At 37.8% G+C, this 14,980-nt stretch carries 12 protein-coding genes; 6 read left to right on the top strand and 6 right to left on the bottom strand.

Translation table 11 applies throughout. The features are described 5' to 3' along the window. The first annotated feature begins 40 nt into the window (after positions 1-40). From PKC55_RS09020 to PKC55_RS08995, 6 genes are all read left to right on the top strand, one after another. Positions 41-2,536 carry a glycoside hydrolase family 2 TIM barrel-domain containing protein gene (locus tag PKC55_RS09020; protein WP_324372746.1) on the top strand — a complete coding sequence of 832 codons (2,496 nt, stop codon included), beginning with the start codon at positions 41-43 and terminating at the stop codon, positions 2,534-2,536. Positions 2,537-3,282: 746 nt separating this feature from the next. Continuing rightward, the gene (locus PKC55_RS09015) at positions 3,283-4,221 is read left to right on the top strand and encodes a Fic family protein (RefSeq protein WP_291129053.1); all 939 of its coding nucleotides are present in this window, start codon (positions 3,283-3,285) and stop codon (positions 4,219-4,221) included. A gap of 192 nt (positions 4,222-4,413) precedes the next feature. After that, complete coding sequence (locus PKC55_RS09010) at positions 4,414-5,970, top strand: type I restriction-modification system subunit M (protein ID WP_291129051.1); 1,557 nt, start codon at positions 4,414-4,416, stop codon at positions 5,968-5,970. Beyond that, positions 5,967-7,202, top strand: a complete 1,236-nt coding sequence (locus PKC55_RS09005; RefSeq protein ID WP_291129049.1) for a restriction endonuclease subunit S — start codon at positions 5,967-5,969, stop codon at positions 7,200-7,202. Before PKC55_RS09010 ends, PKC55_RS09005 begins: the two co-directional genes overlap by 4 nt. Positions 7,203-7,213: 11 nt before the next feature. Next, positions 7,214-7,918 carry an abortive infection family protein gene (locus PKC55_RS09000; protein WP_291129046.1) on the top strand — a complete coding sequence of 235 codons (705 nt, stop codon included), beginning with the start codon at positions 7,214-7,216 and terminating at the stop codon, positions 7,916-7,918. Further along, positions 7,876-11,100, top strand: a complete 3,225-nt coding sequence (locus PKC55_RS08995; protein ID WP_291129043.1) for a type I restriction endonuclease subunit R — start codon at positions 7,876-7,878, stop codon at positions 11,098-11,100. The genes PKC55_RS09000 and PKC55_RS08995 overlap by 43 nt, the downstream gene beginning before the upstream one ends. A 158-nt stretch (positions 11,101-11,258) precedes the next feature. Here the strand turns inward: PKC55_RS08995 and PKC55_RS08990 are convergent, their stop codons facing one another. The 6 genes from PKC55_RS08990 to PKC55_RS08965 all read right to left on the bottom strand — a co-directional run bounded on the left by PKC55_RS08990 (position 11,259) and on the right by PKC55_RS08965 (position 14,714). Further along, entirely contained in the window at positions 11,259-11,846 is a 588-nt protein-coding gene (locus PKC55_RS08990) for a hypothetical protein (protein ID WP_324372739.1), read from the bottom strand. A 19-nt stretch (positions 11,847-11,865) separates the two neighbouring features. Next, positions 11,866-12,795, bottom strand: a complete 930-nt coding sequence (locus PKC55_RS08985) for a relaxase/mobilization nuclease domain-containing protein (protein ID WP_324372737.1) — start codon at positions 12,793-12,795, stop codon at positions 11,866-11,868. After that, entirely contained in the window at positions 12,792-13,142 is a 351-nt protein-coding gene (locus tag PKC55_RS08980; RefSeq protein ID WP_324372735.1) for a MobC family plasmid mobilization relaxosome protein, read from the bottom strand. Before PKC55_RS08980 ends, PKC55_RS08985 begins: the two co-directional genes overlap by 4 nt. Positions 13,143-13,303: 161 nt before the next feature. Next, complete coding sequence (locus PKC55_RS08975; RefSeq protein ID WP_324372733.1) at positions 13,304-14,029, bottom strand: hypothetical protein; 726 nt, start codon at positions 14,027-14,029, stop codon at positions 13,304-13,306. Further along, complete coding sequence (locus tag PKC55_RS08970) at positions 13,983-14,312, bottom strand: hypothetical protein (protein WP_324372731.1); 330 nt, start codon at positions 14,310-14,312, stop codon at positions 13,983-13,985. The genes PKC55_RS08975 and PKC55_RS08970 overlap by 47 nt, the downstream gene beginning before the upstream one ends. A gap of 60 nt (positions 14,313-14,372) precedes the next feature. After that, positions 14,373-14,714, bottom strand: a complete 342-nt coding sequence (locus tag PKC55_RS08965; RefSeq protein WP_324372729.1) for a helix-turn-helix domain-containing protein — start codon at positions 14,712-14,714, stop codon at positions 14,373-14,375. Positions 14,715-14,980: the final 266 nt, after the last annotated feature.

Raw genomic sequence — 14,980 nt, 5'->3', positions numbered from 1 at the left:
AGTCTATTTTTGTCATTAAATAAATGCAAATTATTATATCATGAAAATTACTACGCTATTTCTGACTGCGATACTATCCATAACTTCCATTTCTATAATGGGACAGGTTTCTTTCGGTCAGTCCGAAAAAATTAATTCTTCTTGGAAGTTCTATCTATCTGATATCCCTGAAGCGAAGGCGAAAGCTTATGACGACTCGAAGTGGAAGTCAGTAGAGATTCCACATGACTGGAGTGTAAAAGAACAACTAAGCCCAACTTTGGCCAGTGCAACAGGTTATCTACCCGGAGGCATAGGATGGTACAGAAAAACAATAAATATCCCAAAAGAAAAGCAAGACGAAAAAACATATATTTATTTCGAAGGTGTATATAACTATAGTGAAGTGTTCATTAATGGGCATCTGTTAGGAAAGCGCCCGAATGGTTATATCTCTTTTATGTATGACATTACTCCGTATATCGAATATGGAAAAGATAATACAATAGCTGTTCGTGTAGATCATAGCCAATCGGCAGACTCCAGATGGTATACGGGCTCAGGGATCTACCGTGATGTATGGCTCATTTATGCAAATCCGATACATATAGCTCAATGGGGTGTATATGCATATCCCGAAATGGATAAGAGTACAGGAATACTAAATATTGAACTAGAACTAGAAAACAACACAACAGACAAATCCAATCTGACTATAGTTAATGAACTTGTTAGCTCTGATAATAAAGTAATCGCAAAAAACACTCAGAGATTATCAGTTGCAGGAAATCAGAATGAAAAAATTACGACAAATCTGAAAGTAAAGAATCCCGCATTATGGAATCTAAGTAATCCGAATCTATATAGCCTCAAAACATTTGTAATTAAAGACGGAAAAGAAATAGATGCAACAATAACCAAGACTGGTTTCAGATCATTCACCTTCGATCCCAATAAAGGGTTTGCTTTGAATGGCAAATGGATGAAAGTAAAAGGTGTATGCATCCATCATGATGCTGGGGTATTAGGTTCTGCTGTGCCTCATGATGTATGGAAACGTAGGTTACTAACCCTTAAAGAGATTGGAGTGAATGCTATCCGCACCAGCCATAATCCACAAGCTCCGGACTTATACAGCTTATGTGATGAACTGGGATTATTAGTTCTCAACGAAGCGTATGATGAGTGGGAGTATCCTAAACGAAAATGGCTCGAAGGCTGGAATGTAGGTACTCCGGGATTTCAGGGCAACTATTCTTTCTTTGAAGAATGGGGAGAGAAAGACCTTGCCGATTTGGTTCGCCGAGACAGAAATCACCTCTCTATATTTGCATGGAGCATTGGAAATGAAGTAGACTATCCGAACGATCCATACTCTCACCCTATATTGGATGGAGGAAAAAACACAGGTTTTACTCAGGCTACATTTGGCGGATATAAAAAAGATGCACCCGATGCAATGCGTTTGGGAGATATAGCAAAACGTCTGGTTGGCGTTGTTAAGAAATACGACGAATCACGACCTACAACAGCAGGCTTAGCCGGTGTTGCCATGTCAAATGAAACAGCATATCCGGGAGCATTGGATATTGCGGGATATAATTATACCGAAAATAGATATGACCTTGATCATAAAAAATATCCTAATCGTGTTATATTTGGTAGTGAAAACCGCCATGAACTTGCAGCATGGAAAGCCGTAAAAGACAATGAACATATATTCGGGCAGTTTCTCTGGACAGGGATAGACTATCTGGGAGAATCGGGCAGATGGCCTTCCAGAGGGTTTTATTCAGGACTATTAGACTTCGGAGGCTTCATCAAGCCGAGAGGCTATTTCCGTCAATCGCTCTGGTCTGACAAGCCGATGGCTTATTTGGGAACCTATCCTACTCCTGGCAGAGGTAGCAAAAGTCAAGTAAAGGATGTTTGGTCACAACTGGACGCAGAAAATGAAGGTAGTAACTATGAAGAAAAAATACCATCTATGGACGCATGGTCTATCTGGAATTACCAAGAAGGGCAGTCCATACGGGTAGTATGTTATACAAACACACAAAAAGCCCGATTGCTGCTAGACGGAAAGGAAGTAGGACAAGTAAAAGATTATGATGACAATACAGGGATTATCTTTTGGGATATTCCTTATCATGATGGAAAGCTTGAAGTAATAGGAATGGATAAAAACGGGTATGAAACAGCTCGCTATGCAATACAGTCTTCAAGACAACCATATGCATTGGACATACAAGCAGCAGATAAAGAAATCAGTAAAGATGGCTTGGCACAGATTGTAATACAAGTAGTGGACGAGAATGGTACTCCTGTTATGCTGTCCGACAATGAAATAACTTGCCAAATACAAGGCCCGGCTAAATTACTAGGATTGGAAGCGAGCAACAATGAAGACATGTCTGACTATACAGATAACAGGCATCGCACTTATCATGGTCGCATACTGGCTTATATACAGCCTACAGGCAAACAAGGTGAAGTAAAAGTAAGATTCACATCTCCTTGGCTAAAACCGGCGGAAGCGATTATAAATATAAAATAAAGACTCTTTTCTATATCGTAAAAGCGGCGAGAATAAAATCTCGCCGCTTTTTTTTAGACTTAAAACGATATCTTTGTATATTATTGCAGGCCGCTATAGCTTGTTGGTGATGCAGGTGTGGATAAATGGCAAATACCTGGTAGAGAATAATCATCGTATTCATTTCTAAAAGATAAAGCTTTCGACCTGTGGCTCATACAAACTATAAATTTTATTTTTATCGCGTCATTTTTGATGTAAAATTCGTGAGAATAAATCCAATGAATCGCTGTAATTGTCCTTATTGGATAGTTTTCTTTCTAATTCTCTTACCAATCGACCTACTATAGTTCTGATTTTAAACTGGCTGCACGAGCTTTCTCCTTTATTTTTGGTATGATTGCTAAAACGAACATCAACATAAAGCTTTTTTAATGTTCGAGTGTACAATATATTTGTTTGATTTTACTTTGATATTATTTTGCTAAGTTACTTTCCGATACAACAAATATAAATTATATCATATCAATACTTTAAATATTTAACGGTACAAATCGATTTATAAGTTCTGTTTGCGTTCTATTCTGTATCAGAAAGTTAGGTATTTTTACCAATGTGCCAAATTTTTATTTATTAGACGAAACATTATATGGGAAGTAATGTAAATATTATCCAATATTTCATCTAAATATTTATTGGGTAGTACTACTCAATAAAAACTACCCTGTTAACTACCCTAAAATGAAATTGTTTTTTACCTTTGTTAAATGTCATATAAGCCACCATATAAGATTACACCAAAGATTATAGACCTCGTTTCTAAGATAAGCGAAGCGGTGGGTAGTTTTTATGCTCAGGAGGAATTAAGGCTACATCGAATTAACCGAATAAAAACGATTCAAGGGTCTTTGGCTATCGAGGGTAACACCTTGACTATAGATCAAATTACGGCTATTCTTGATGGTAAACCTGTCATAGCTTCTATTAATGAGGTGCAAGAGATTCGCAATGCTATTAAAACTTATGAATTACTTGAAACGTTAAATCCGAACAGCATGGAAGATCTGCTTAAGGCACATCTTACAATGGAAACAGGATTGATTGATGATGCAGGGCATTTCCGAAGTAAGGGTGTTGGTGTGGCTTCGGGAGAAGAGATTATTCACTATGCACCTCCTGCTGAACGAGTACCACAGTTAATGAAAGAACTTTTTGAGTGGTTGAATAATACAGAAGAACACCCTTTGATAAAGAGTAGCATATTTCATTATGAATTTGAATTTATACATCCTTTCTCAGATGGTAACGGACGAACAGGCAGATTGTGGCAAACGCTTATCCTCGCCAATTGGCGACCTGTATTCAAAAATCTGCCTATTGAGAATATTGTTTATAAATATCGCAAGGAATATTATAAAGCTATTGCAGTTAGTGGTGGAGAAGATGGCTGTACGCCATTTATAGAGTTTATCTTAGGTGTAATTGATGAAACTTTGGCTCTTGAAAACAGAACACCACATTCAACAAAAGATAGAATCATAGAACAAATACACAACAATCCCAAAATAACACGCAACGAAATTTCAGCCATATTAGGTATAACTTCTGATGGTGTTAAATATCACCTTCAAAAAATGACAACAGAAGGTATTATTGTCCGTCATGGCTCAGCAAGGGGTGGATATTGGGAGGTTCTAGATAATTGATATATTATGAAAAGGAGGGTTATCAAGAAAAGATTATATGTATTATTTTAAGATATATCTAGTGTGACAGTAATTAGCAATTTGAAACTAGTCGCAGAGAATGGTGCTTTGGAGAAAATTGGGTATAGGAGAATGACTGTATATAGTTAATTCACATATTATTCTAACCTCAAATAAAAATTAAAAATAATTATGGCAAAACAAAAAATAGTGACGGAAGAACCTCTTGAAAAACAGTTGTGGAAAACAGCTGATAAACTACGTAAAAACATAGACGCAGCCGAGTACAAACACGTTGTATTGGGTCTGATATTCTTGAAATACATTTCAGATGCTTTTGAGGAGCTTTATGGCAAACTGAAGGCAGAAGAAGCCCAAGGTGCCGACCCTGAAGACAAAGATGAATATAAAGCTGAAAATGTGTTTTTTGTACCCCAAGAGGCACGTTGGAAGTTACTGTTGTCGCAAGCCAAACTACCCACTATTGGTAAGTTGATAGATGATGCCATGGATGCCATAGAAAAAGAAAACCCCTCGCTCAAAGGAGTGTTACCCAAAGTATATGCCCGACAAAATCTTGACCCCACCAGTTTGGGTGAACTTATCGACCTTGTAGGAAATATTGCGTTGGGTGATGCCAAAGCACGAAGTGCCGATGTATTAGGACATGTGTTTGAATATTTTTTGGGAGAATTTGCTCTTGCCGAGGGCAAAAAGGGAGGTCAGTTCTACACGCCGCGCAGTGTTGTTGAATTGTTAGTCGAAATGCTCGAACCTTACCAAGGTCGTGTGTTTGATCCTTGCTGTGGATCGGGTGGAATGTTTGTACAATCCGAAAAATTCGTTGCCGACCACCAAGGTCGTATCAATGATATTTCGATTTATGGGCAAGAAAGCAATCAAACCACTTGGCGGTTGTGCAAGATGAACCTTGCCATTCGTGGAATAGACAGTTCACAAGTAAAGTGGAACAACGAAGGATCGTTTCTTAACGATGCACACAAAGACATCAAAGCCGATTATATCATAGCCAATCCACCTTTCAATGTGAGCGACTGGGGAGGCGACTTATTACGAAACGATGGACGCTGGCAATACGGAACACCTCCTGTGAGCAATGCCAACTTTGGATGGTTGCAACACTTCATCTATCATCTATCACCTAGCGGACAAGCCGGAGTGGTGTTGGCAAAAGGTGCACTTACTTCTAAAACAGGAGGTGAAGGCGAAATTCGCAAGGCTTTGGTAGAAAAGGGCTTGATAGACTGTATCGTAAACCTGCCTGCTAAACTGTTTCTTAACACACAGATACCCGCTGCCCTGTGGTTTATGAGTCGTAACCGCAGCAACGGAAAATTCCGTAATCGGACAAATGAAATACTCTTTATAGATGCTCGCAACTTGGGACACCTCATCAATCGCCGCACACGCGAATTATCAAACGGTACAGTGAACCCCGATGATAATGATATAGCAAAAATAGCCTCTACCTACCATAATTGGCGAAATACCGATGGTAACTATGAGGATGTTGCAGGCTTTTGTGCCTCGGTGCCTATTACTCGTGTTGCAGAACTCGACTATGTGCTCACCCCCGGACGCTATGTAGGCTTACCTGACGAGGAAGACGACTTTGACTTTGCTGAACGTTTTGCCTCATTACAAGCTGAACTAGATGGACAGCTAAAACAAGAAGCCGAACTAAACAAACGTATTTTGGAAAATCTGGCTAAAATAGAAATGAAATGAGTGAGTGGAAAGAGACAGATTTAGGAATGGTTCCTATTGATTGGGAAAATAAAACAGTTAATGATCTTGTAGAGGAAGATATTATTGAAAAACCCCTTGACGGAAACCATGGTAATATTCACCCTAAAGGTTCTGACTTTGTTAAGAAAGGAATCCCATTTATTATGGCTTCTGATATAAAAGGAGGTAAGGTAGATGTGGAAAATTGCAGTTTTATTTCGGAGGAGCAAGCAAATACTTTACAAAAAGGATTTTCAATAACAAATGATGTCCTATTAACACACAAAGCTACTTTAGGTAGAACTGCAATAGTTGGATGTTTAAAAACTCCCTATATTATGTTAACTCCTCAAGTTACATATTATAGGGTAAAGGACTATAATAAACTTAATAATATTTATTTAAAGTATTATTTCAGTTCTTCTATTTTTCAGGGCGTTTTAGAGAATCATGGAAATAGTGGTTCTACTAGATCGTATGTTGGTATAACAGCTCAAAGAGAATTACCTATCTTATTACCTCCCATTAATGTACAAGAAGACATTGCCAAAGTATTGAGTAGCTTGGACGACAAAGTGGATTTGCTCCAGCGTCAAAATGCAACTCTTGAATCAATTGCCGAAACACTTTTTCGTGAATGGTTTATCCTAAAAGCAAAAAAAGATTGGGAGGAAAAGCCATTAAGTTCTATTGCTAAATTTTTAAATGGGCTTGCTTGCCAAAAATATCCACCTAAAAATGATCTTGAAAAATTACCTGTTCTAAAAATAAAAGAGTTGAGTGCAGGATTCAGCGAAAATTCAGATTGGGCAACAACAGATGTGAAAGATGAATATATTGTAGAAAATGGTGATGTCATTTTTGCATGGTCAGCCTCATTAATGGTAAAAATTTGGACAGGAGATAAATGTATCTTAAACCAGCATTTATTTAAGGTTTCGTCACATGATTTTCCAAAATGGTTCTACTATCTATGGTGTAAACATCATCTTGTAGAATTCATTTCAATAGCTGAAAGTCATGCTACTACAATGGGGCATATAAAAAGAAAAGATTTAGATGAAGCAATTGTTTTAGTACCTACACCAAATGAAATTGAAGAGATGAATAATATTATTTCTCCAATAATTACTAAAATAATTCAAAATAATAAGCAAATCCAAACTCTCACAAAATTACGTGACACCTTGCTACCTAAGCTAATGAGTGGCGAGGTAGGAGTAAAAATATAAAAGAGTGAAGCATGGAAAAACTACGGAAAGTTATAGAGCAACATGGACGATGGAATATTTTATCGGAATACATAAACCGTATTGAAACTTTTGTTGATTCAGATTTTAGTTTAGCTTTTGAAAATTCAAAAGCCATGCTCGAAAGTATTGGAAAAGAAATTTGCAAACTAAATGGGATAAATCTTGAAGATAAATCCACAATGAATGGGGTTTTGAAAAATGCGACTAAAGCCTTAGGATTTACCGATAAAGATTTCGAAATGAATGTTTCAGCTTCGTTAGGAACCATAGGACAACATCTTGGGAACTTGAGAAACGAAATAGGGACAACATCTCATGGAAAAACTTTAGATGAAATTCAAGACCGGAATAATCGCGTTAATTCATTGACAAAAGAGTTTCTTCTTGATAGTATTGAAATTCTTAGTTGTTTTTTAATTAGAATATTTGAAAATAAGCTTGAAATACCTCAATTTGGAAAACAAGAAGATGTAGATTATTACGAAAATGATACATTTAATGACTATTGGGACGATATTTATGGTGAATTTGAAATGAATGATTACTCTTTCTCTGCTAGCGAAATATTATACAATGTAGACAAAGATGCTTATATCAATGAATATAAAAGCTATACAGATTATATAGCACAAGAAATACAGGAGGATGAAATATGGCATGCATCACTGAACAAAGCATTGAAAACTTTGCCATAGAGCTACTCGAGCATCTAGGCTACGAATACATCTATGCACCTAACATAGCCCCCGATGGCGATACGCCCGAACGCAGTAGTTACGAACAAACTTTGCTCACCGGCAGGCTGATGGCAGCTGCCAAGCATATCAACAAGCACCTGTCGGCAGACGTTATAGCCGATGCCGTACGGCAAGTAGAGCGCATAGCTTCGCCCGAGTTGTTAGCGAACAACGAAGCCTTTCACCGTCTGCTCACCGAAGGCATCCCCGTACTGAAGCGTGTGGGCAACGAAGAGCGTGGTGACCGTGTGTGGCTCATCGATTTTGAGCGTCCGCACAACAACAATTTTGTAGTAGCCAATCAGTTTACGATGATAGAAAACGGCGTAAGCAAACGCCCCGACCTCATACTTTTTGTCAATGGAATACCTTTGGTGGTCATAGAACTGAAAAACCCAACAGATAAAAATGCTACTGTCCGCATGGCATATAATCAGATAGAAACCTACAAACAAGCTATCCCATCATTGTTTACCTACAATGCCTTCGTGGTGGTGTCTGACGGCTTGGAGGCTCGTGCTGGAACCATATCGGCAGGTTTTAGCCGTTTTATGGCATGGAAATCTGTCGATGGTCTTGCCGAAGCATCGCACTTGGTAGGTCAAATGGAAGTGCTTATAAAAGGGATGCTCAATCATGATACGCTTATCGACCTTGTACGCCACTTCATCGTATTCGAGCAAAACAAAAAAGAAGATCCTCAAACAAAGGTCATTAACATACAAACCGTAAAAAAACTTGCCGCCTATCATCAATATTATGCCGTAAACCGTGCAGTAGAATCAACCTTGCGTGCATCCAACCATCTTCAAGCACAAAGCAATATAGTAAGCGAAGCACCAGAAATTTATGGCTTGCCCGATATTAAACACCAGCCCATCGGCGATCGTAAAGGCGGTGTGGTGTGGCATACACAGGGTAGTGGTAAATCGTTGTCGATGGTGTTTTATACCGGAAAAATAGTGCTGGCAATGGAAAATCCCACGGTGGTTGTAATCACCGACCGCAACGATTTGGACGATCAGCTATTCGATACCTTTGCCGCTTCCAAACAATTACTTCGCCAAGAACCTGTGCAAGCTACCGACCGCACCCACCTCAAAGAATTACTGAAAGTGGTTTCAGGAGGAGTGGTGTTTACGACCATACAGAAATTTCAACCCGAAGAAGGAAATGTTTATGAGCAACTGTCCGACCGAGAAAACATCGTGGTGATTGCCGATGAGGCACACCGTACCCAATATGGTTTTGCAGCCAAAACTGTGGACGACAAAGACGAGTCGGGCCAAGTGATAGGTAAGAAAATAGTATATGGCTTTGCCAAATATATGCGTGATGCCTTGCCCAATGCCACTTATTTGGGATTTACAGGCACTCCGATAGAAAGCACCGATGTAAACACTCCGGCAGTCTTTGGAAACTATGTGGACATTTACGATATTGCTCAGGCTGTTGAAGACGGAGCAACTGTGCGCATATTTTACGAAAGCCGCTTGGCTAAAGTAAATCTGGATGAAAAAGGAAAACTTCTGGTAAAAGAGCTGGACGATGAATTGGATCAGGACGAACTGACCGAAACACAAAAAGCCAAAGCCAAATGGACTCAACTCGAGGCATTGGTAGGTAGTGAAAATCGCATTCGAAATGTAGCGCAGGATATTGTTCTGCATTTTGAACAGCGTCAGGAGGTCTTCGATGGCAAAGCGATGATTGTGTGTATGAGTCGCCGCATAGCTGCCGAGCTGTACAAAGCCATTGTTGCTCTTCGTCCCGATTGGCATTCGGACGAACAAAGTAAAGGTGCAATAAAAGTAGTAATGACTTCGGCTTCGTCTGATGGTCCCGAAATATCGAAACATCACACCACTAAAGAACAAAGGCGAGCCTTGAGCGAACGGATGAAAAATCCGGACGATGAACTCAAACTGGTTATTGTTCGCGATATGTGGCTCACCGGATTTGATGCTCCATGTATGCATACACTGTACATAGACAAACCTATGAAAGGGCACAACCTGATGCAGGCTATTGCACGCGTAAACCGTGTGTATAAAGACAAGCCAGGAGGGTTGGTTGTCGATTATTTGGGTATAGCATCCGATCTCAAAAAAGCGCTCTCTTTCTATTCCGATGCCGGAGGAAAAGGTGATCCTACCATAGCACAAGAACAGGCGGTTGCTATGTTGCTCGAAAAAATAGAAATAGTTTCGGATATGTTTCATGGTTTCGAATACGAAAATTATTTCGATGCCGATACTTCCGTAAAACTTTCAACTATTCTTTCGGCCGAAGAGCATATACTGGGTTTAGGTGATGGTAAAAAACGTTTTATCAATGAAGTGACAGCCTTGTCAAAAGTATTTGCCATAGCTATTCCGCACGAACAGGCAATGGATGTGAAAGACGAAGTGTCTTTCTTTCAAGCAGTAAAAGCTCGTCTTGCTAAGTTTGACATCACAGGTAGTGGAAAAACAGATGAAGAAATAGAAACTACCATCAGGCAAGTGATCGACAAAGCACTTGTAAGTGAGCAGGTGATTGATGTGTTTGATGCAGCTGGATTGAAAAAGCCGGATATTTCCATCCTTTCGGAAGAGTTTTTATTGGAACTAAAAGGGATGGAGCACAAGAACGTTGCTCTAGAAGTATTAAAAAAGCTTTTGAATGATGAGATAAAGGGTATTGCTAAAAAGAACCTGATAAAGGGTAAATCTTTGATGGAGATGCTCGAAAATTCGATTAAAAAATATCACAATAAGATCCTCACAGCAGCAGAAGTTATTGAAGAATTGATCAATCTAAGTAAAGATATAGTACAGAGCAATAGCGAAGCTAGTGCGATGGGTTTAACTGACTTTGAGTATGCATTTTACACGGCTGTCGCCAACAATGATAGTGCATTAGAACTGATGCAGAAAGAAAAGTTGAGAGAATTGGCTGTTGTATTATCCGAAACGGTAAAACAAAATGCAACAATTGATTGGGCAATAAAAGAAAGTGTAAAAGCCAAATTGAAGGTGGCAGTAAAACGATTACTAAGAAAATACGGTTATCCACCTGATATGCAGATGCTGGCGACTGAAACTGTGCTCAAACAAGCCGAAATGATAGCAGGGAACTTAAATACTTCCCCTTTCTAAAACTGTTATACACCTCCCATACAACAAGAATAAAAAATGCAAGACTTTTCCTGAAAATACTCTTTTGAAAAAAGGAAGATTTTCAGGAAAACCGTCAGGCTATGGTCTTGCTGATTTATTCTTGGTATATATCTTTGTATAGCTGATGGAGAAAGGAATTACTCCGATTTTAGTTTACTGGCTTCCTTTTGAAGCCTCTTAGCTTCTTGCTCTTTCAACTCAGCCTGCTCCATACGTCTAGCTCTATCTATGACTTCTTGCTCATATTTTTCGACAGATTGACGGATCTCTTTAATAACCTTCGAATCTCGATTGTATTCAAATACGTCTTCAAGCATGTAAACACTGACGGAATCAGCTTTATTAAAGGCTTTGATATAACGATATTTCAAGTCATTATCTGATAGATTATTGATAACCTCCCTTTGCCTATAATGAAAGAATAAGGAGGCAAGTAGCATAAGCCCAATTACCATAATTGTGATAAATACCCGCGAAGAGGTAATATCTATAGAAATACGATGATGCACTTTCTTTGGAGCTGTTTGAGCCTGCTCAAGCTGCTCTAATTTTTGCAGAATCAGTTCTTCTGATTGGCTGACTTGATTTGTAATATTTGCCAAATCGGATGTGCTGATTATATCTTGTGTTAGAGAACTCTCTGGTTTTGTAGAATTAGATTCTACTCGTTTTAGTATCTGTTTTAATTCTTCAAACATGACACTTATAGTGGATAAATCGCTCATAATGTTTTAATTTATAGGTTTAAAATTTAGGTCTGAATTGTCGTTTCTTCTTACGTTTCTCTTCTTCATATTCCATCCTATTTTTGAATACTTCTTCTTCATAATCATCTCCGTGAACTTGCATACTGCCAATTCCGGATAAAGCATCCAAAGTCGATTCAACAATATCTTTCGTCTGACTTTGCTGCTGGCTCTTGTTTTGGGTTTGATTCAGTGAAAATCCATTTTGTTTTAGCTGATAGTCTATTTTGGAATAGCTAAACATTCGATCAACCTTAGAGCCTGTAAATGAATATCCATTCTTAGTAAAAGTGATACCCTGTATCTCATCTGTCTGTCCTTTATATTTGAATTGCGAATCAACACCATATCTGTTTAGATTATATAATAGCTGTTTCCAACTTTTACATTTTGGAACAAGTTGAGTAAGTAGATTATATATCTCATACTTAGTTCTATCAGGGTCTTTTAGTCGATTAGTCTTTACTTTCTCTTTGCCAGAAGATATGTACAGACCATATTTGGCTGTCAGCTCCTTACAGATCTTTTCACTTCTATATCTGTCGTTTTTATCAGATATTGTTTTTCCTTTATTATCAATCCGATTAAAGCATAGATGGATATGTGGATGCTCTTTGTCAAAATGTCTCGCAATGATGTATTGGGTATCTTTAATACCCATTTTCTGCATATAGTCACGAGCCACTGTCACCATCATTTCATTAGTAATTTTATCCTTGTCCTGTGCCGAAAAATTTAATGAGATATGACCCACTGATCTACTTAGATTTGGGTTCAACTTTGCCTGTGAAACAAAACTCTGAATGATAGAAGCTTTGCTTTTTAGTCTAACATCCTTTGCTTCCAGAAGTGTTGTTCTTTTCTTGCTATCCAAAATATAATTGACACAGCCTTTAAAACCTTTTCCTTTTATAATCTTTGCTATCATTGTTCAAGTCGCTTTATTACATTATCTATTCTTTCAGCCATAGATTGAAACTCAATAGCGATATTACGATATTCTTGTGTATTTGCTTGTCGGGCAATCTGATTCAGATTATTTGCCATTCCACAAAGTTTTCGGATATAGTCTAGTTGCTCAACCGTGATCCGTTCTTTTACATATCCTTTTTTCAGGCAATCTCTAACAAAGTCACTAATTGTCGTCTTTGTATTTTTCACTTTTGCGATTAAAGAATAATACTCTTCTGTTATCAATTTTATGTTGATTCGATAGGTCTTTTTCTGTCCAAAATCTTTTTTCGGACGACCTCCTTTTTTACGATATTCTATCATCTTTTTAATTCTTAAATGTTATACATCAGACCAACGGGATGATCCCTTTCTGCGACCATCGGAAGCGGAAAGCAAGTTGTTTTGGGCATACCAAAACATAAACTTGCTCCGCTTAATTTGGCGAATGGTGGGGATATTGCATCCGCTGATTCATTGAGCAATTATTTACGTCTACTATCACCCTTAAGAGTGATAAAATTGAACATCATTTTCAGCCTGTCACCAATCATTCCCCCATAGAAATCATTAGAAGCTAAAGTCTCTAATGTGAAGTTTGTAGTACCATGAGTTATTGCTCCGATATCTAACCTGACACTTAATAACTCGGAAATAGGTCTTAGAATATTTCCATAGTCTTGTATCGTTTTCGACTCCCTGCCAAACTCATCAATTACTAAAGGTTTGTATGTAAATGATTGGATCGATTGCTTCATGAGCTGCTCTTGCAAATTCACCGATTTGATGAATGTGAATAGAGGGATAGGTATTGCAAAACGAAGTATCATGTGATTATGAAGCAAAGTATAAGTTTCAAGAATAGCAGTTTTTCCGCAGCCATATTTCCCTTGAAGCATGATTCCTTTATTCAGATCCCCATCAAAAGAAGAGTCATTTTTTATATACAGGTATAGTTGTTTTATTATAAACTCATTATTTGCATCTATAACAAAATCATGTTGCTGATTCTGTCTTTTAAAATTGTAAGAACCAAACAAAATAAACAGGTCACAGAATTCAGAATAGTCCAGATTAAGAGGTAACCTCTGCTGTTCTATCTTTTCTTTTTCACGGGTTACTATATCCTGAATATCATTCTTTAGGATGTCATACAATGTAACATTAGTCGAAGTCACTTCCCGAATGGATAAAGCCTTTCTTTTTTCCATAAGTATTGGTATTATTATTTTTCTCTTTAGTATTTATATTATAGGATGAGAGTTTAGGTGTAGAGTTAGGTTCTAGAATCTGATACTTAGTTTTAACCCTAAATCCACCTCTGGTGACAAAGCTAATTAGCTGAGCATTTTTCAATTTCTCCCTAGCTGATTTTAAAACTTGGAGAGAAATATTTGCATTTGCAACCATTTTTTTTATCTGCATATTCGATCCATCCAGACCAGTATGAACGATTAGCCAAGTATAGAAGAAAGAAATATAAACGTGTTTCATTTCCGCTAAAGCTTTCTTGTTCATCAAGTCGCCAAAAGTTTTTCTGCAAATCAAATAGATTCATCGCCTTCTCGACTTAGAATATAGGTCGGCTTCCATTTCGGCTCTGATATCCAAAATGGTTTTCTTTTTTCCTTTGGCTATCCACTCCAAAAGCTCCTCTTCAAAGAAGAATAGCTTTTTCCCTCGTTTATAGCTCGGCAATAATCCTTTTCTTACTAAAGCGTAAATTGTGGGCTTTGCTTTTTGAATAATTCGACAAGCATCATCAATTCCGATCGGAATCCGTTTTTCGGGTAGTTCTGTTTTATTTTTTACAAGCGATTTAATCTCTGCAACCGCTTCGATAAGATAAGCAACCGCTTCGGGTAACTTATCAAAAGTAAGATCCTTACATTCCATATAATTCTGATTTTAATTAATGAAATGCAATAGTATATGATGACTTCAGGGTGAAAAATTGCACCTGAAAGTCTCTTTTACTTAGTGTGATTTTATGATATAAACATTGATAATCAGCGGTGTAAAGTTGGTGATATTGAAGAGACAAACAAATAGGGCAGAATTTTTTCAACTCAGCCCTAAAAAATTACACCTTCACTGAAAGAAAACCAAGCAAATATCACTTCTCTGTTCTTTCAGTTCCTTTATTTTCAAATAACAGTTAC

It is taken from the genome of Dysgonomonas sp. (genome assembly GCF_035323175.1).
Taxonomy (GTDB): domain Bacteria; phylum Bacteroidota; class Bacteroidia; order Bacteroidales; family Dysgonomonadaceae; genus Dysgonomonas.
Note: the sequence above shows the minus strand (reverse complement) of the source record. Positions and strands in the feature narration are given on the sequence as shown.